The organism is Vreelandella sp. H-I2 (assembly GCF_052959335.1).
Genome location: NZ_JBRAMC010000001.1, coordinates 700,296 through 716,524, shown reverse-complemented (window position 1 = coordinate 716,524; position 16,229 = coordinate 700,296). Strand labels below are relative to the sequence as shown.

Annotated in this window: 14 protein-coding genes; 6 read left to right on the top strand and 8 right to left on the bottom strand. The window is 59.1% G+C overall.

Features of this window, described 5'->3' with window-relative positions; genetic code table 11:
- Nucleotides 1-19: 19 nt before the first annotated feature.
- The 5 genes from ACUVOF_RS03430 to ACUVOF_RS03410 all read right to left on the bottom strand — a co-directional run bounded on the left by ACUVOF_RS03430 (nt 20) and on the right by ACUVOF_RS03410 (nt 6,571).
- Complete coding sequence (locus tag ACUVOF_RS03430; protein WP_447043028.1) at nt 20-1,399, bottom strand: FAD-binding oxidoreductase; 1,380 nt, start codon at nt 1,397-1,399, stop codon at nt 20-22.
- 63 nt (nt 1,400-1,462) lie between these two features.
- Nucleotides 1,463-3,118, bottom strand: a complete 1,656-nt coding sequence (locus ACUVOF_RS03425) for an ABC transporter ATP-binding protein (protein ID WP_447043027.1) — start codon at nt 3,116-3,118, stop codon at nt 1,463-1,465.
- 9 nt (nt 3,119-3,127) lie between these two features.
- Nucleotides 3,128-3,961 carry an ABC transporter permease gene (locus ACUVOF_RS03420; protein WP_071695396.1) on the bottom strand — a complete coding sequence of 278 codons (834 nt, stop codon included), beginning with the start codon at nt 3,959-3,961 and terminating at the stop codon, nt 3,128-3,130.
- Complete coding sequence (locus tag ACUVOF_RS03415) at nt 3,958-4,938, bottom strand: ABC transporter permease (protein ID WP_447043026.1); 981 nt, start codon at nt 4,936-4,938, stop codon at nt 3,958-3,960. Before ACUVOF_RS03415 ends, ACUVOF_RS03420 begins: the two co-directional genes overlap by 4 nt.
- A 76-nt stretch (nt 4,939-5,014) precedes the next feature.
- The gene (locus ACUVOF_RS03410; protein ID WP_447043025.1) at nt 5,015-6,571 is read right to left on the bottom strand and encodes an ABC transporter substrate-binding protein; all 1,557 of its coding nucleotides are present in this window, start codon (nt 6,569-6,571) and stop codon (nt 5,015-5,017) included.
- Nucleotides 6,572-6,803: 232 nt separating this feature from the next.
- Between ACUVOF_RS03410 and ACUVOF_RS03405 the strand changes: the two genes are divergently transcribed.
- Nucleotides 6,804-7,529 (top strand): GntR family transcriptional regulator, encoded by a 726-nt coding sequence (locus ACUVOF_RS03405; protein ID WP_447043024.1) that lies wholly within the window; start codon nt 6,804-6,806, stop codon nt 7,527-7,529.
- Entirely contained in the window at nt 7,507-8,529 is a 1,023-nt protein-coding gene (locus ACUVOF_RS03400) for a histone deacetylase family protein (RefSeq protein ID WP_447043229.1), read from the top strand. Before ACUVOF_RS03405 ends, ACUVOF_RS03400 begins: the two co-directional genes overlap by 23 nt.
- Nucleotides 8,530-8,563: 34 nt before the next feature.
- Here ACUVOF_RS03400 and ACUVOF_RS03395 read toward each other — a convergent pair whose 3' ends face one another.
- Genes ACUVOF_RS03395 through ACUVOF_RS03385 form a run of 3 tightly spaced genes read right to left on the bottom strand, consistent with a single transcriptional unit; the run spans nt 8,564 to nt 9,482 of the window.
- Entirely contained in the window at nt 8,564-8,881 is a 318-nt protein-coding gene (locus ACUVOF_RS03395) for a hypothetical protein (RefSeq protein WP_447043023.1), read from the bottom strand.
- 36 nt (nt 8,882-8,917) lie between these two features.
- Nucleotides 8,918-9,172 (bottom strand): hypothetical protein, encoded by a 255-nt coding sequence (locus tag ACUVOF_RS03390; RefSeq protein WP_447043022.1) that lies wholly within the window; start codon nt 9,170-9,172, stop codon nt 8,918-8,920.
- On the bottom strand, nt 9,150-9,482 hold the full coding sequence (locus tag ACUVOF_RS03385; RefSeq protein WP_447043021.1) for an antitoxin VbhA family protein: 333 nt from the start codon (nt 9,480-9,482) through the stop codon (nt 9,150-9,152). Before ACUVOF_RS03385 ends, ACUVOF_RS03390 begins: the two co-directional genes overlap by 23 nt.
- 224 nt (nt 9,483-9,706) lie before the next feature.
- On the opposite strand from ACUVOF_RS03385, the gene ACUVOF_RS03380 reads away from it, so the two are divergent.
- The 4 genes from ACUVOF_RS03380 to ACUVOF_RS03365 are packed head-to-tail and all read left to right on the top strand — an operon-like array spanning nt 9,707 to nt 16,120.
- Nucleotides 9,707-13,372, top strand: a complete 3,666-nt coding sequence (locus ACUVOF_RS03380; RefSeq protein ID WP_447043020.1) for an ATP-binding protein — start codon at nt 9,707-9,709, stop codon at nt 13,370-13,372.
- Complete coding sequence (locus tag ACUVOF_RS03375; RefSeq protein WP_447043019.1) at nt 13,369-14,004, top strand: condensin complex protein MksE; 636 nt, start codon at nt 13,369-13,371, stop codon at nt 14,002-14,004. The genes ACUVOF_RS03380 and ACUVOF_RS03375 overlap by 4 nt, the downstream gene beginning before the upstream one ends.
- Nucleotides 14,001-15,254: a hypothetical protein gene (locus ACUVOF_RS03370; protein ID WP_447043018.1), complete on the top strand. Its 1,254-nt coding sequence runs from the start codon at nt 14,001-14,003 to the stop codon at nt 15,252-15,254. Before ACUVOF_RS03375 ends, ACUVOF_RS03370 begins: the two co-directional genes overlap by 4 nt.
- Nucleotides 15,251-16,120, top strand: a complete 870-nt coding sequence (locus tag ACUVOF_RS03365) for a DUF7281 domain-containing protein (protein ID WP_447043017.1) — start codon at nt 15,251-15,253, stop codon at nt 16,118-16,120. Before ACUVOF_RS03370 ends, ACUVOF_RS03365 begins: the two co-directional genes overlap by 4 nt.
- Nucleotides 16,121-16,229: the final 109 nt, after the last annotated feature.

Below are 16,229 nucleotides of genomic sequence, written 5' to 3'. Positions count from 1 at the left end.
TTATTTAAAGCACTTTTATTTAAAGTACTTTACCGGGATTCAATAGATTGAGCGGGTCTAGCGCTTGCTTGAGCGACTGCATCAGCGCGATTTCATCGCTGGAGCGGCAGGTGCTTAGCCAGGGACGCTTCTCCAGGCCAATGCCGTGCTCGGCCGAGACCGAGCCGCCTAACGCCGCGAGCGGTTGATAGACCATCGCTTCCACTTCACGGCGCACCTTGACCTCAGCGCTTCCCACGCTAACGGAAATATGCAGGTTGCCATCGCCCAGGTGGCCAAACACCACCAGGCGCGCCTCTGCCCAGCGCTGGGTTAGCTGCGCTTCCAAGGCATCGGTGTAGCGCTGCATATCGGCAATCGGCAGACTGACATCGAAGGTAAGTACCGGCGCAAGGCCCTTGACCAGCCCCTCGATATCTTCACGAATGGCCCAAAGCCCATCGCGCTGGGTCGTCGACTGGGCAATCACCGCATCGACAATCAGCTCGCTCTCAAGCGCACTCTCTAATGCTTCACTGAACTGAGTGGCATTGCGCTCCGCGTCGCTGCCCAGGGAATCAATGATCACATAAAAGGGATGCTCGGTGGCAATCGGCGGGGTGTGGCGGCTCAGGGTTTCAGTGAGTAGCCGGTAGTGGTTCTGCCACATCACCTCAAACGCGCCGAGGCTGCCGCCGAGTGCTTTGCCCATATGGCTGAGCAGCCCGGTTAACGCCTCAAACGAAGGGCAGGCCACCAGCGCCGTTTGCTCGCTGGGCGTGGGGGGCTGCAAACGCAGCACTGCGCGGGTCACAATGCCCAGGGTGCCTTCGCTGCCGATAAACAGCTGCTTGAGATCGAAACCGGCGTTGTTTTTCAGCATGTGGTTCATGGAGCTGACCACGCGGCCATCGGCCATAACGGCTTCTAGCCCCAACACCTGCTGGCGCATCATGCCGTAGCGAATCACCCGCACGCCGCCGGCGTTGGTGGCGATATTGCCGCCGATGGTGCAACTGCCCCGTGCGCCAAGGTCCAGAGGGAACTGCAGACCGACCTCTTTCGCAGCTTCCTGAACCCGCTGTAGCGGCGCGCCTGCCTGCACGGTGAGAGTGCCGCCCACCTGATCGATCTCCTCGATCGCGCTCATACGCTCCAGAGAGATCACTAACTCCTCTGGGCTAGCTTCTGCGCCATGCACCAGACCGGTTAAGCCGCCGTGGGTGACCACCGGCTGCTGTACGGCGTGACAAGCCTGCATCACGGCGGCGACCTGCTCGGTATCCGCCGGGCGCACAATGGCGCCTGCCTGGCAGGGCGCACCGGTCATCCAATCCACGCGGCGGCTGTGCACATCGTCGCCGGTCAATACATGGGCCGGGCCAACAATGGCGCGCAGCGCCTCCAGGGTTATTTGCATCTGTTTTCCTTAGCTTGTCTTTCCTATCTTGTCTTGCCCATCTTGTCTTGCCCATTCGATAAATTACGCTGTCGCCGCCACGGGCGCTTCGCGGCCGGGAATTGCTTTAAGCAGGTCTTGGGTATACGCCTCTCGCGGGGCAAGGAAAATTTGCTCGGCGCTGCCTTGCTCGACAATGCGTCCGTGCTGCATCACCACAATGCGGTCGCAGATATGCGCGGCGACGCGCAGGTCGTGGGTGATAAACAGTAGCGAAAGCGAAAGACGCTGTTTCAACTCTTCCAGCAGCTCCAGCACTTGGGCTTGAATCGATACATCTAGCGCCGAGACGGCCTCGTCCGCCACGATCAGCTCGGGATTGAGCGCTAGTGCTCGGGCAATGCCGATACGCTGACGCTGGCCGCCGGAAAACTCGTGGGGAAAGCGCTCCACGGCGCTGGCGCCCAAGCCCACCATATCGAGCAGTTCGCCTGCCTGCTTGAGCGCCGCGGCCTTGGGCGTGCCGTTGGCAATTGGCCCCTGGGCAATCGCCATACCCACTTTGGTGCGAGGGTTGAGCGAAGCGTAAGGGTCCTGGAATATCATCTGCACCCGGTGGCGTTCCCGGCGCAGCGCATCGCCTTTGAGCTGGGAAAGATTCACTCCATCCAGCAGCAGCTCGCCGCTATCGGGGTGCTCAAGGCGCACCACACAGCGCCCGAGGGTGGATTTGCCCGAGCCGGATTCGCCTACGATGCCCACCGTTTCCCCCCGGGCCAGCGTGAGCGAAACATCCTCAAGGGCACGCACTTCCCGGGCAGGTTTCAGCCAGCCGCCCCGGGAGCGAAAGACCTTATTGAGCTGCTTGATCTCCAGCAGCGGGGCGACCTGGCTGGCCTCCCGGTGGGGCGGCACCGCATTGCTGGGAATCGCGGCAATCAGTGCTTGGGTATAGGCGTCTTGAGGCTTCTCAAGCACCGGCTTGGCGTCCCCCAGCTCGACGATCTTGCCGTGACGCATCACACAAACGCGGTTGGCGATTTCGGCCACCACGCCAAAGTCGTGGGTGATAAACATCACCGACATGCCGCGCCGCTGTTGCAGATCGCGAATAAGCTCCAGAATCTGTGCTTGGGTCGTCACATCCAGCGCCGTGGTAGGTTCGTCGGCAATCAGTAGAATAGGCTCCAGCGCCAGCGCCATGGCGATCATCACCCGCTGGCGCTGGCCGCCGGAAAGCTCGAAGGGGTAGGCGCGAATAGCCTTTTCCGGCTGTGGGATTCCCACTTCGATCAATAGCTCCAGTGCGCGGGTCTGGCGTTCTTTGGGGGTGAGCTGGCCGTGGGCCTCGAACACCTCGGCAATCTGCGCACCTACCCGCATCAGCGGATTCAGGGCGGTCATCGGCTCCTGGAAAATCATGCCGATTTTTAGCCCGCGCAGGGCGCGGTGCTGTTTTTCCGTTAGGGCAAGCAAGTCTTGCCCCTCGAACAGTATCTCGCCCTGGGTGGCGTTCACGCCCTTGGGCAGCAGCCCCATTATGGCGTTCGCGGCCATCGATTTGCCGGAGCCGGACTCGCCTACCACGCACATGATTTCGCCGCGCTTCACCTCGTAGCTAACGTCCTCCACCGCCAGGGCGCGATCCGCCCCTTTGGGGAGCGCAATGTTAAGATCGCGAATGCTGAGGACGGTGTCAGCGCTTTGTTTCTCTGTTGCAGACCCAGTAGTTGCGGACATAAGAGGCTCCTAGCGCTCGCGTGATAGTTTGGGGTTCAGTGCATCGTCTAACCCTTCACCCACCAGGTTTAACGCCAAAACGGTGAGCAGAATCGCCACGCCAGGGAAGAAGCTCAGCCACCACGCCTGGCGAATCACCGTGCGCGCCGCGCCGATCATATAGCCCCAGGACATCACGTTAGGGTCGCCCAAACCCAGAAACGACAGCGCCGACTCCAGTAAAATCGCGGTGGCCACCATTAACGATGCCAGCACAATAATCGGCGACAGCGTATTGGGCAGAATCTGGCGCAGAATAATCGTGCTGTTGGATTGGCCGACCAGGCGCGCGGCTTCCACATACTCGCGGTTGCGCAGCGACATAAACTCGGCGCGCACCAAGCGGGCCACCGGCGGCCAACTGACAATCGCAATCGCCAGCACAATCGAAGTGATGCTCGGCTGCATAATCGCCACCAGTACGATTGCCAGCGCGAAGTTGGGAATGGTCTGGAAGAACTCGGTAAAGCGCATCAAGACATCATCGATGATGCCGCCGTAGTAGCCAGCAATGGCACCCAGCGGCACGCCGATCAATAGCGCCACGCTGGTGGATACCAGCCCGATCAGCAGCGATACCCAGGCTCCGTGCATCAAGCCTGAGGCTACGTTGCGGCCCATGGTGTCGGTGCCCAGGGGAAAACCATCCTGCGAAAGTGGCGGTAAAAATGGCCGCTGCACCATGCGCCAGGGCGATTCAGGAAACAGTAGCGGGGCAAGTATGGCCATAGCGATAATCAGCAGCAGGATAATCAGCCCGACGAGGGCGCCACGGTTTTGCGCGAAACGTGCGAAAAAGCTCATGCGGCCCCCTTCTTGATGCGTGGATCAGCCAGGCTGTAGACCAAATCGGTGATGATATTGAAGACGATGACCAACGCCGCCGAGAAGAAGAAAATGCCCAGCAGCAGGTTGTAGTCGCGCTGCTCAAGGGCTTCGAACATCAGCCGCCCAATGCCAGGCCAGGCAAACACGGTTTCAGTGAGAATCGCCCCGCCGACCATCTGCCCCGCCTGCAGGCCCGCTAACGTGATGATCGGCAGCAGGGCGTTTCGCAGCACATGGCGGCGCTGAATAATGCTGGGCTTTAGGCCTTTGGCGCGGGCGGTTTTGACGTAATCCTGCTGAGCGGCATCCAGCATCGACGTGCGCGTCATGCGGGTGTAAATCGCCATAAAGAACAGCGCCAGCGTGGTCGCCGGGAGCACTAAGTGCTTGGCGACATCAAGCACCAACGCAAACCCCGTGTGGCCAGCCCCCACGGTGTACAGCCCGTAGGCGGGCAGCCAGCCCAGGTAGACGGAAAATACCACCACCGACATCAGTGCAACCCAGAACAGCGGCGTGGCGTAGAACACCAGCGCCAGCGCCATGATCAGCGAGCCGGAAGGCTTCTTGACCCGCGCGGCGGCCATGGAGCCCGCCACGATACCCAGCACCAGCGAAAGCACGAAAGCGGTGCCGGTGAGCAGCAGGGTGGCGGGCAAACGATCCATAATCAGATCAAACACCGGAACGCCCAACCGGTAGGAGTAACCAAAGTCGAGCATGGCGATGCCGGAGATGTAGTGCCACAGCTGCACGTACATCGGCTGATCGAGCCCAAAGCGCTCGCGCAACTGGTTGAGGAACTCCTGGTCCGCGGCACCCGCTTCACCGGCCAGAATGGCAGCCGGATCGCCAGGGGCCAGCTGAATCAGCAGGAAGTTAAAAATAACGATCAAGAACAGCACAATGACGGCCTTGAACAGCCGCATCAGAATAAGGCGCGCGTAAACCATAAGTAATTTCCTGGCTAATACCTTCAAGACATGGCTGGAAAACCCAGGTAGCTCGCGCTACCTGGGTGGCTTGGGTTTAGCGGTCTAGCCAGGCATCTTTAAAGCCGTCGTTGACACCCACGCCGGAAGTGACCAGGTTTTTCACATCACAGCGGTACAGGGTGGGGAAGCCTAGTTCCATCAGCCAGCCAACGGGTACGTCTTCATGCAGGATTTCCTGTACTTCGCGGTAAAGCTTTTCGCGCTCTTCGTCGGGATAGGCCGTGGCGGCCTCGTTGAAGAGTTCGTCGACACGCTCGTTTTCGTAGCCTTCCACGTTATTCCAGGGAGAGCCCTTGGCAATGTTGTCGGAAAGGTAAGTGCGTGAAATACCCAGTGCCGGGTCGCCGTACTGGTAGAGATAGGTAAAGGCCAGGTCGTAATCCCAGTCGCCCAGGCGCTGGTTCCAGCCGCCCACATCGGTGGCTTGGGTTTCAACGTTAATACCCACTTCGCGCAGGTTCTGCTGCACGGCTTCGGCCCAGCGGGTCCAGGTTTCGCCGTAGGGCAGCGGCAGAATGGTGATCTCTTCACCGTCGTAACCCATTTCATCCAGCAGTTCGCGGGCGCGGTCCGGGTTGTAGTCGTAGGGTTCCAGGTCATCGTTCTGGAAGCGCGCATTAGAGCCAAAGGCGGAAAGCGGGACATTGCCCAGGCCGTTCCACAGAACATTTTTGGCGAACTCGCGATCCATGGCGTACATCACCGCCTGGCGGAAGCGTTTATCCGCGGTGGGGCCTTCGCGGTTGTTCATCCACAGCATGGCAAAGGGGCTGAAGTACTCGTGGCCCTCTTCGGTCATGCACACGTTATCCATTTCAGCCAGGCGGGGAATATCGAAGTTCTCGACGGTACCGCTGGGAAGCACGTCAATGGTGCCGTTCTCAAACGCCACCGCACGGGAAGCGCCGTCAGGGATAACGTGCCAGTTCACGCCGTCCAGATAGGGCAATCCTTCTTCGTAATACTCCTCGTTCTTGACCAGCTCGATGACGGTGCCGCGTTCCCAGTTGTCGAACTTGAACGGGCCGGTGCCAATGGGGTTGTCGTTGTGTTCGTTATTGCGGAAATCGGTACCCGCGTATAGGTGTTCGGGCACCATGGTAAACGTGCCTGCTTCAAATGAGAGCAGGAAAGGACCAAAAGGCTGCTTTAGGGTAAACACCACGGTGTGATCGTCGGTGGCTTCGATACTCTCTACATGCTGCAGCACGGCGCGGGCACTGGGGTTCAACTCACGGTGAAAGACATCGGCAGAGAACACTACGTCTTCGGCGGTGAAGGCCTCGCCATCGTGCCAGGTAACGTCGTCGCGCAGGTGGAACGTATAGGTGCGGCCATCGTCGCTGACATCCCACGACTCTGCCAACTGTGGCATGGGTTCAAGATCGGTGGAGTAGCGCAGTAGGCCTTCATAAATATTTCCCGCCACGGTGCGGGTGGGCGCGTTTTGGATCATGCCCAATACCAGACCGGGCGGCTCCGGCTGAACAATAGTGTTAACCACACCGCCCTCTTTGGGGTCATCGGCCAGGGCGGCTGAGGTAAAAGCGAGTGCTGCAGCGGAAATAGCCAAAGCTAAAGGTTTTTTCATGTTTCCTGCTCCTCGGTTATTAGCACGTAATGGGTTTACGTAGTCGTTAGGCGAGCGAGGCGTGGCGTGTTAGGCCCCGTTGTGTGGATTGTTGGGGGGGGGCCTTTTTGAACCTTGCATTTTGAACTTAGCAGCATGCGGCAAAGCTGTCGACAGTCGGCAATCGTTCGTCGACAAAAAGGTATTTTTCGTCATACTGGAAATAACGTGTCATCTCCAACGAGTAACTTTTATGGCCTTATCATCGGCGGCTCCCAGGCCCTTAATCCAGCAGCAGAACCTCGTCGAGCAGGTGGCTGACTATTTGACCCAAGCAATTATTAAACAACACTTTTTGCCCGGTGAGCGGCTTTCTGAAGTACAGCTTTCACGCGATTTAGGGGTCAGCCGTGCACCCGTTCGCGAGGCCGCACGCTTGCTGGAAAGTCGTGGCTTACTTATATCAAAACCCCGCCGTGGCTTCTTTGTTCGCGCGTTGAATGCCGTTGAACTCGAAGATGTCTTTGATTTGCGGCTATGCCTGGAGCGTCACGCTATTCAGCGCCTGGTCGAGACCTACACCCCAGAAGCCCAACGTGCTTTGAAACAGCAGGTAGACGTACTTTGTGAGGCGGCAGCGGGTGACGATGGCACCCGCCGTATCGAGGAAGATTTGCAATTTCATCGGCTACTGTTGCACTACGCAGGCAACGAGCGGCTGCTACGCGCCTTCGACGACCTCACTCATGAGCTGCGCCTCTGCATCACGCTAATTACTAAAACCCATGAAGCCCCCGACACCATCGCCACCAGCCACTATAAGCTGCTCGACGCGCTGGGTAGTGGCAGCACAGACGCTTGTCGTGAGGCGATTGATTACCACATAGGCGTTGCCCGTAAATTCGTGGTGAAGGGTGTAGGCGAAACCGGAGATAGTTCTGATGAAGATAGTGCCGATGAAGACCTTCTTCCACGCTGACCAGTGTCTGCATCAGCCGCAAACCTACTTCTCCCGCGGGAAGATGCGCACGCCCCAGGAAGTGCCGGAACGTGCCAAACACCTTCTGGCGGCGGCCAATCAGTTAGGGTTTGATATTCAATCGCCCGCGGATCATGGCGTGGCACCGTTAAGGGCGGTGCACTCGTTGCCCTATCTGCGCTTTCTTGAAAGCGCCCACCGGCGCTGGCATGTCCTTGGTGAAGATTGGGGTGAAGAAGTGATCTCCAACATCTTCGTGCGTTCGCCCAATGCCCTGCGTGGCATTCTGGCGGAAGCTGGACGTTATCTGGCTGACGGCAGCGCCCCGGTGGGGCAGCACACTTGGCAGTCGGCTTACTGGTCCGCACAGAGTGCGGTCGCCGGGGCTGAGGCTTTATTAGCCGGGGAGCGATTTGCCTATGCGTTATCGCGCCCACCAGGCCACCACGCGGGCATCGATTCCGCCGGGGGCTTCTGCTTTCTCAATAATGCCGCTATTGCCGCGCAGTATCTCACCTCGCGCTACCCGCGCATCGTCGTGCTCGATCCCGACATGCACCACGGTCAGGGCATTCAGGAGATTTTCTACCAGCGCGACGATGTGCTGTATATCTCGATCCACGGCGATACCACCAACTTCTACCCGGCGGTGACCGGCTTTGAGGATGAGCGCGGGCAGGGCACGGGGCTTGGCTATAATCTCAACCTGCCGATGCCCCACGGCTCAGAGGAGTCGGTTTTCTTTGACCGCCTGGAACAAGCCTGCCAGGCCATCCGCCTATTCGAACCGGACGCCATCGTGCTGGCACTAGGGTTTGATATTTATGAGCGCGACCCCCAAGCCAAGGTCGCCGTTTCAACAGCGGGGTTCGGTGAGCTGGGCCGCCGGGTAGCGAACCTGAACTTACCCACGCTGGTAGTGCAGGAAGGCGGCTACTACCTGGAAGGGTTGGAAGCTAATGCTGTGAGTTTTTTTGAGGGGTTGTTGGGCACCACGTAATAGTTTCGTGCCGGTTTATCTGACGCGGGGGCAGCTAAAAAGGCCGGACAGCATCGCGAAGCAAGTCAGGCAGCTCACGGTTGCCTTCTAGTTGATCCATGCTCAGCATCACGTCGCGCTTCGTGACGAGGTTTTGGATATTTGGTAAAGCAAGTTTATTCACACTAAGGTCACGAGCAATATAAAGAACATCGCGACCAGCTGGAGACTTATCGAACTGACTCCAATCCAGTGTGTAACCCGACGCTTCGGCTAGTTGACGAGTGAACTCGGTTGTTTTGAGGTTGCATAGCTCGGTTGGGGTGACTCCTTTTAATACTTCGCTGAGCCGCAATTGCGCTGCTTTGTCCATTGGAGAATAAGCAACGTGAGACGTTATCCCAATGCTTTAAAGGTGACGGATCTTAATCCAGTCTTTCCCTGGGGTAACAGCCGGTCGGTACTCGCCCGGCGTGGCTTCAACGAAGCCCAGGCTGGGTAGATCTTGAAAAATGCGCCGATTAATTTCTTTCAGGTGAGCTGCATCGAAGCTGCCAAGCACAGGATCAAGGCGTAGCCCAACAATCCGTTGCCATGTATGCGTCGCTTCAAGCGCTTGGCGTTGTTCCAGAGTGAGTGGTTTACCGCTCTTGTACTGATTCATTGCGTACTTTTATAAACTCATCCAGCTCGATTTCTCCGTTAATAAACCGCTGTGCATGCTGCTCATCGGCCTTGCTGAGTTTCAAACCCTCCAAACCAACCGAGGCACGGCTATAGTTCACCGCTTCCTCCCGTCGCTTACGCTCGGCAGGGCTGATAGCCGGCTTACGAACACGCGTCTGATCAACGTAGTCACGCATCAGCTCGCGTAAAACCTGAGCGGCTGGACGGTGTTCGCTCTCAGCCGCATCACGGAAGCTGGCTCGAAGATCCGGCTCGACGCGGAAAGTCATCGTTGTTTCTTTGCTCATTGCTTCAACTCCTGAGCTCAAGGCTTAATAGCAATCTTGATGTAATGACATTGTAATGTCAATTTCAGGTGAAACATAAAGCTAATGTTCAAAACTGAGACCATCAAATGCCGCTAGAAAATGCCGCTTTGGCTTGTGTCTAGCAAGAGTGGCAAACTAGCCACTTTCAGCGATCAGCAAAACGATCCGGATCGCCCTTGAAATCGTCATTGAAAGGACACGGCATGGCCCACCTGCTACGCATCGTGATGATTCACGGCCACCTGGAAGGGGTGGTTGAACTGAGTGTGGACGGTCACACCAATATTTGCGGCACCAACGCCTCCGGTAAAACCACGCTACAGCGGTTGGTGCCGGTATTTTACGGCGAGCTACCCAACAAGGTCGTGCCCAAAACGCGCATGAAGTTTGATGCGTTTTACCTGCCACATCGCAATAGCTACCTGGTGTACGAGTACCGCCGCGAAGCGGGCAATATCTGCCAGGCGGTGCTGACCCGCAAAGCCGAGGGCGGGATCGAGTACCGCTTTGTCGGCGCGCCTTACCAACCTGCAGATTACTTGGTGGAAAGCGAGGCGGGCGTGGCCGCGCTGGACTATACCCAGTGGGCCAGCGGCCTACGGCGCAGCGGTACGCCGGTGTCGCCCAAACTCGGTGCTACCTCTGAATTTCGCTCGGTGATCCAAAACGATTTTACTCAATTGCACGGCAACAGCCGTGACGGCCTCAAGCTGCGCCAAATTGCGGCGCAGTTTAGCCTGGTCAAACCCGAGCGGCGTATCCGCCATATCGAAAAGCTGGTCTCGGCGGTACATGCCAAAGAGGGCAAGATGGACACCCTCAAGACCATGCTGGCGGCGATTTTCGAAGAGGATGGCGTCGAGCTGCCGGTAACGCGGATTCGCAACACCAAGGCGCGGGAGTGGATTGCCCAGATGCGCCAGTCCATGCGCCTGGAGCCGTTGCAGGCCTCTCTCGCCCGGCTTGCCGGTATTGATCGTGAACTCGCCCACCTTGACGCCACGCTATGGCAACTCAAGCCCCAGCTTGAAGACGACCGCCAGCGGGCAGAGCGCCAAATGGCCGATGTCGATGCTGAGCTTGCCCGCCATCAGCGTGAATTTCAGCAGCGAGAAAGCGACTACGGTGAGGCGCGGGACGCGCTGAACGACCAGCACAGCGAAGTGGTCAGCGACTTGCAGCAGACCCAGCGCCGCCTCAACGACCTGCAGACCCAGTACGAGCGCTATACGGATGCGGATATGCCCGCCCTGGAACGCGATATCAACGCGCTACCCCAGTGGCGCGAACAGCGCGACCAGTTGCGCACTCACCTGAACGTGATGCAGGACGCGGTAAAAGAGAGCCAGGCACGTCTGGACGGGCGACTGCGCGAACTGTCCGAGGCGCTGGCCCGCCAGACCCGCGAAGCCCAAGAACTGATCGACGCCCTGGTCGAAGAGAAAACCCTGCGCCGGGAGCAGCAGTGGGAAGCCGAACAGCAGCTTAATGAGCGCTACCAGCAAGAGCGCCAGCGCCTGGAGGGCGAATACCAGGCGCAGTTGGAACTCGGCGTTGAGCAGTTAGCCGAGCTCAAGGCGCAGCTCTCGCTCTCGACCCAGACCGCCGAAGAAGCCAATGAGGCGGAGCTTGCCCAGGCGCGTCTGGATCAAGCCCAGCAGGAGCGCAATGCATCGGCCGCTACGCTGGATGGCCTGCGCCGCGAGTTTGAAAGCTGCCGCCGCGCTCGCGACGACGTTGAACAGCAGCTGGTGCAGCTTCGCCAGCAGCTTGAGCGCGCCGAGCAGCGCAGTTTTGCGCTCTATCAGCAGCGTGACCCCGAGCAGGGCAGCCTGCGCCACTTCTTGCGCTACCACCGCCCCGGCTGGGAGCAGCAGCTAGGCAAGGTGATTGCGCCCGAATTGCTTGAGCAGCGCGATCTTGCCCCGCAGCTGGCGGAAGGCGGCAGCGATGACCTGTTCGGGCTGGCGCTGGACCTTTCTGCCATCGCCTTGCCCGACTACGCCCAGGATGAAGCCAGCCTGCTGGCCGCCATCGAAGAGGCGGACACCGCCAAGCGCCGGGTGCAGGCAGAGTGCCAGGCCGCCGAGAAAACGCTCAGGCAGCATAACGAGCGGGTGCAGCAGGCCGATGAAGCCCAGGATCAGGGCCGCATGGCCCACAAGCGCGCCGAGCAGGAAGTCGAGTTTGCCCTGGAGGCGCGTCGCCAACAGCAGGAGCGCCATACCAAGCGCCAGCAAGAGCGGCGTGCCGCCCATCAAACCGCGTTGGCCCGCCAGGAACAGGCGCAAAACGAGTTGCGCGAAGAGAAGCAGCAGGCGCTTGCAGCGTTAAATGAAACCCATAAAAGCCAGCTGCTGGAGCTAAAGGCCGATAGCCAGAGCCAGGTAGATAGCCTGGAGGCTCAGCTGCGCCAGTATAAGCAGCAGTTGAGTGACGCCAACCACGAGCACCAGCGTCAGCGCGCGGAACTGGAAGAAGCCTTTAGCCAGGAACTGGCCGAGCAGGGCGTCGATCCTGCCAAACTCAAGGATACCAAGGAGCGGCTGGCAAGCCAGGATGAACGCATCCGCGTTACCGTCGCCCGTCAGGATGAACTGACCGAATACACTCGCTTTATGCGCGTTGAGTGGGGGCAGCACAAGCCGCAGCTGGTCGCGCAAGAAGCGGAACTTGAGCAGGCGGAAAAAAAGCTGCAGCGTGACAAGGAGCATCTGAAAAACGATTTCCAGGCCGCGCGTAAAACCCACCAGAGCACGGTCAGCACGCTGAAAACACAGCGGGAAAGTGAACACGCCTGCCTGGAAGCCTTGAAGCCGCTGTTTACGCAACTGGAAGCCTTGGCCATTGAACCCGATGGCCAAATCCCCGGCGCACCGCTGGGCGATGTGGACGAGCGCATCGAGCGCGCCCGCCAGGCCCTGGGCAATCGCCATCAGCAGATCGAACAGCTGCGCCGGGGCTGCCTGGAGGTGGAAAGCCAACTGATCAAGGACGCCAGCAGCGGCTTTGCCGAGGCACTGGAAAGCGAGCGCAGCAAGCTGCAAAGCGACAACCCACGCCTGCAACTGCCGCTACTGCGCGACATGCTCAAACTGCTCGAAGACCAACAGCAGCAGCTGATTCAGGAAGGGCGCAACCTGAGCGACGACCTGGATAAATTCTTCACCGTGTTCCGCGATTTGAACCGACGCATCAGCGCCCAGAGCCGTCGGCTGTCGGAAGAGGTCGCAGACGACCTGCGCCTGGAGGGCATCACCAAGGCCGAAGTGCGCATTCAGTCGACCATTGATGAACTCGGCTTCTGGGAGCCGTTGAAGCTGTTCGCTCAGCGCTATAAAGAGTGGCGCGAATCGGGCCAGACGCTACCCAGCGACGACTACCTCAATACCCTGGCGGACGTGGTCGACCTACTGCGCAGCGACCAGCAGTACAGCTTTGAAAGCCTGCTGCGTCTGGAACTGCACCTGAACGAAGGCGGCACCGATCTGGTAATCAAGAATGACCGCCAGTTGCTTGAGTCCTCCAGTCACGGCATGGCGTATTTGATTCTGTGTAAATTCCTGCTGGCGTTTACCCGCCTGCTGCGTGGCGATGCGGACATCGCCATTCACTGGCCCATCGATGAGATCGGCACGCTGGCGTACCACAACGTCGAAAAACTGTTCGACGCCTGCGACAGCAACCGTATTCATATCGTTGGCGCCTTCCCCAATCCAGAATCCGATGTGCTGCTGTTGTTCGCCAACCGCTACCTGATCGACCGTGATCAAACCAACCCCAACAAGCGGGTGTTAAAACGCATCGAGCCACGGCTAAGCCGCCTGGCCGAACGGCTCCAGGAACGTCAGCAGGAGGTGACAGCATGATCGAACATGGCCCACTGCTTGAGCGCTTGCTGGCCGGTGAGTTTGTCTGCCCGATCAGCGATGAGAGCGGCTATCGCCATCTCACCAATGAAGAGACCCGCGAGGAGATCGACACCTACCTGCGGCCGCTCAATCGCCGCCTGGCCAGCAACGAAGACGGCAGCGTCTACTTCCTCGCCTGGCGCCAGCTCAATGACCACGCCCGGGATCAGCTGTCGCGCCAGCTTAACGACACGCTCAATAGCCTGCTGCCGCTGCTGGAGTGGCTGCAGCTGGTTCAAGAAGCGTTAGGCCGCGATACCCTGGCCGCCCCCGGCGATGTACTCAAACCATCGGAATTCAGCGCCAAGTGTGAAGATAACCAAAGCCTGCGCGAGCGCCTGGAGCGCCTGGCCACCGACAGCTTTTTTGGCTCGCAAAGTGATCAGCTCGATGCCCAGGTGAAGCAGGTCTTCAAGCGCCTGAAAGAGCACGGCTACCTGCTTCAGCCGCATTCAGAGCGGCAGGTGTTTGTGGTCACCGGCAAGATCGACTACCTGGTGGATCTGGTGCGCTTTATTCGCGATGAAGAGAACCTGCCCATCGACGCCGACAAAGAGGAGGGCTCCGGCGCCCAGGAGGCGCTGTTGTGAGTACGAGCGTGAACAGCAGTGGGAATGAGCTGGAAAGCCGCCTGCTAAAAACCGGCAGCGAACGGCTGGCGCTGCTCGGCAAACATTCAGAGGCACTGATGCAGGCCTACACCCGCGATGAAGTACCGCTGGAATCACTCAGCGACAGCGCGCTGCGTAAGCTGCTGGCGGCGCGCATTCTATGGCGCCCGGACGAGCAGAGCGGCGTGAAGCTGGCGCCCAAGGTGCGCGAACTGATCGCCGAAATGCTCGCCGACGAGACCCGCCGCCATGTGAATGCCGACGTAGCGGAAACCCTGGAGCTGATTCGCTCATTGGTTCACAGCTACCGGGAAGCGCGCAGCCGCGGCGAACACTGGCGGCTGGAGCAGCAGTTGATGCGCCTGCGCCAGGAAGTCGACGACCTGAACGGTCGCTTTGCCGATGCCATTGACAGCTTATGGCAGCGGCTCAATAGCGATTTCGGCTTTGTCAGCCAGCTCAACGACAAGATCCGCGAAAACGACCGCGCCCAGAAACAGATCGCGAGGCTTCTGGATGGCCTAGCGCTGATCGACTTCGACGAGTTGATTGAGCTAGTGGGCAGCGACGGCAGCCTGCGCAAGCTGTTGATCAGCCAGCTTCAACAGCAGTTAAGTAACCACTACACCGGTTTGCGCGAAGTGCAGCGGCGCTTGATCGAGCTAATGGCGCGCTTTCGTAAGCAGCAGGCGCGCAGCCGCCTGATCAGCGGTATGGCCGCCTTCATGCGCGAGCACCCAGGCTTTGTGCCGGGCAACTACGCCCGGCGCAGCGATGTACCCAACTTGGTCAATCAAGCCGCCCCGCTAAGTGCCGCCGCTGCCCCAGCGCTGGATCGCAACCTTGATAACCAGGTGCTCGCCGAGCTGCTGCACCAGCTCCCCCAGCCGCGCCACACTACCCAAACCGTAGAAGCCGCCGCCCCGGCCCAAGCACTGGAGAGCAGCTTGGCCGCTGCCCGCCAGCAGGCGCTCAAGCAGGATGTCGAACACTTCTATTTAAGTGTGATCGACCAGCCCCAGGCAGAGCCGGTCAGCGCCCTTGAGTACCTGCACGAAAGCCCGCTGGAATGGCCTGATGAAATCTGGCTCTTCCAGGTGATTTCCGAATACCAGGGCTTGCCGCGCAGCGACCAGCGCGCGTTTCGGCTCAAACAGCAGGAGAGCCAGGCCAGCCAATTCAACCACCTACGCCTGATCCACGATGTAGAACTGCAGCTGGCCGTATGAACCTACCCAGCCGCGCACGCAATGGCCTTAACGGCGTCGCCCGCGAACTTCTCCGCCAGCCCGCGGTGGAGAAACCGCGCCGCCAATGGGTAGACGACGTAGTGGCATGGTGCCACCAGCACGACATTGACCTGGCCTCGCGAATCAACAGTAAAGCGCTGCGCTTTGACACCGCCTTGCTGGCGCAGATCAATGACGTACTCGAAAGTGCGCGAATAGCACCGCTGGGCCGCTCGCTCAGCGGCCTGACCAGCAGCGCCCAAGCGAAGGAAGGCGTAGAAGAAGACAAGGCAACCCGCGAAAGCCCCCGAGCGCGGCGGGTACTCGTCAGCTTTCCACCCCAGCCAATAGCAGGGCTTGCCAGCGAATCACGCGCTATTCGCGATGTGGATGTCCTCGGTCTAAAGCTGAGCGCCTTTAGCGCCCTAGTTCAGGTCGAAAACCTGGACAGTTTCTATGAGTTCTCTACAGAACAGCCAGCGCTAAGCGGCTACGCAAACCCGCTGATTGTCTACCGAGGCGACAGCCACTACGGCGGGGGGGTTGCCTTATTAGCAGATGCTTGGCGCAAAACCCGCCGAACACACATCTACGCCGGTGACTTCGATGTAAAAGGCGTCACACTAGCGCTCGATAGCAACGCCACTCACTTGCTCTTGCCCACCATCGAATGGCTCACCCAAAAAGCCACGCCGCTGCATGTGCCTGCTGAGCAATTTCCTTACCAGCGCAGGCTTCGTAAGCACCTTGCCGCGCTGCCATCCGCTCATCCATTGCGTGATTATCTAACGCTGTTGTTGGAAAAGCAGCGTGGGCTTAAGCAGCAGTGGTTTGGTGGGGAAATGGGGTATGTGGGGCTTAGCTAGAGGCTGTATTGTTGGGGCTGCCACTAACATCCGTTATTTCACGCTTGGCCTTAGCTGACTGCTAACGGCATCATCAGCGTCATAGGCCTGATTCCCACAGCGTAGTAGT

Coding starts and splice junctions, on each gene's coding strand:
- ACUVOF_RS03430 (WP_447043028.1), bottom strand. CDS start 1,399: ATGCAAATAACCCTGGAGGCGCTGCGCGCCATTGTTGGCCCGGCCCAT.
- ACUVOF_RS03385 (WP_447043021.1), bottom strand. CDS start 9,482: ATGAGCAAAGAAACAACGATGACTTTCCGCGTCGAGCCGGATCTTCGA.
- ACUVOF_RS03410 (WP_447043025.1), bottom strand. CDS start 6,571: ATGAAAAAACCTTTAGCTTTGGCTATTTCCGCTGCAGCACTCGCTTTT.
- ACUVOF_RS03405 (WP_447043024.1), top strand. CDS start 6,804: ATGGCCTTATCATCGGCGGCTCCCAGGCCCTTAATCCAGCAGCAGAAC.
- ACUVOF_RS03400 (WP_447043229.1), top strand. CDS start 7,507: ATGAAGACCTTCTTCCACGCTGACCAGTGTCTGCATCAGCCGCAAACC.
- ACUVOF_RS03375 (WP_447043019.1), top strand. CDS start 13,369: ATGATCGAACATGGCCCACTGCTTGAGCGCTTGCTGGCCGGTGAGTTT.
- ACUVOF_RS03390 (WP_447043022.1), bottom strand. CDS start 9,172: ATGAATCAGTACAAGAGCGGTAAACCACTCACTCTGGAACAACGCCAA.
- ACUVOF_RS03415 (WP_447043026.1), bottom strand. CDS start 4,938: ATGGTTTACGCGCGCCTTATTCTGATGCGGCTGTTCAAGGCCGTCATT.
- ACUVOF_RS03425 (WP_447043027.1), bottom strand. CDS start 3,118: ATGTCCGCAACTACTGGGTCTGCAACAGAGAAACAAAGCGCTGACACC.
- ACUVOF_RS03365 (WP_447043017.1), top strand. CDS start 15,251: ATGAACCTACCCAGCCGCGCACGCAATGGCCTTAACGGCGTCGCCCGC.
- ACUVOF_RS03420 (WP_071695396.1), bottom strand. CDS start 3,961: ATGAGCTTTTTCGCACGTTTCGCGCAAAACCGTGGCGCCCTCGTCGGG.
- ACUVOF_RS03395 (WP_447043023.1), bottom strand. CDS start 8,881: ATGGACAAAGCAGCGCAATTGCGGCTCAGCGAAGTATTAAAAGGAGTC.
- ACUVOF_RS03380 (WP_447043020.1), top strand. CDS start 9,707: ATGGCCCACCTGCTACGCATCGTGATGATTCACGGCCACCTGGAAGGG.